The 1,222-nt window shown below is 55.2% G+C and carries 2 pseudogenes; both read right to left on the bottom strand.

Annotated elements, in window-relative coordinates:
- Nucleotides 1-241, bottom strand: a pseudogene (locus JE47_RS21730) (hypothetical protein); the annotation flags it as partial.
- A 14-nt stretch (nt 242-255) separates the two neighbouring features.
- Nucleotides 256-1,222, bottom strand: a pseudogene (locus JE47_RS0120170) (DUF11 domain-containing protein); the annotation flags it as partial.

Below are 1,222 nucleotides of genomic sequence, written 5' to 3'. Positions count from 1 at the left end.
TGGTTGGGGTGGGCGTGGCTCCGCCGCCCCCGCCGCTACCTGTCGGGGTGTTGGTTGGGGTGGGCGTACTGGTTGGGGTGCTAGTCGGCGTTTGGGTTGGCGGCTCTGCCGTTGATGTCTCGGTAATGCTCATGGGCCGTTCAGCACGCACTGACCCTGTTGGCAAGACTGAGAGGGATGCCACGATGAATAACATACCTCCTGCGATAATTGGTAGGACACGCCAGATGGTCTGTCTCATAGTTGTATAACTCCTTAACGCCCGATCAGCGGTATGAAGTAGCGATATTGCTGGCTTATCGTACCACGAGAATGTAACGGACCATATTCGGTAAATGTACCATCCAGCTCGATCTCTACCAACCAGTACGAGTAGTCAATCCCTACTAGCGCCGTATGGTCGCTGAAGCGATAGCTCGCACCACTTGTACTGCTGCCACGGGCCGGAATAGGAAGCGGAGTCAATAGTTGCGCTTTATCGCGGCCAGCGGTCGAACGATAGATCAGAAACCCACGAGTATTCACTTCAGCGCCGGTCGACCAGAGAATGTCCCAGCCGGTGCTTGTTGCAACCAGGCGGAACTCGGTCAGGACAATGGCCGTTGGTGGACCTCCCGGCGGAGGTGTTCGCAGGCGGGTCGGATCGTCAGGAACAGTTGTTGTCGGATCGTCACTCGGTGTTGATGAAATGTTCACGCCGCTGGCTATCGCCTGATTAGCAATTTCACTCACGTTATCAGGGAGTGGTGTATTGACTTGCACGCGGAACGTAATTGTGAGACTATCACTGATCGCCAGCTCGTTGAGGGTGACTTCAACAGTAGTATCGCCGAGATTGTTGCCACTCACCACTACTGCGTTTGAAGGGTTGACCAAGACACTCCCCACGATCAGCGTGGTATTCACATCGGGAGTATCTGCAATCGTGAGCAGGAGAGCTGGCTCTGAGCCGGTATTCGTCATGACGATGGTATATTCAATAATATCACCTGAACCAGCCCGATCATCATTGTTACTGTCAACAACTAAGGTGGCTTGCTTGATCAGATCAACTGTCGTCGGCCCAGATATGCGCGTTGTATCGCTCGAAGTCACCGGCGTCCGCGCATTCCCCCCGCTATCAGTGTAATTGAGGGTTGCAGTGTTGGTCAGCGTGGTCGGACCGCTGGTGGTCACCTGCACGGTGATGGTGACACTGGCACTGGCCCCGGCTGCGAGCGGG

Origin of the sequence: Chloroflexus sp. MS-G (assembly GCF_000735195.1) — a bacterium.
Lineage (GTDB): Bacteria > Chloroflexota > Chloroflexia > Chloroflexales > Chloroflexaceae > Chloroflexus.
This window is presented reverse-complemented; position numbering and strand designations above follow the sequence as displayed.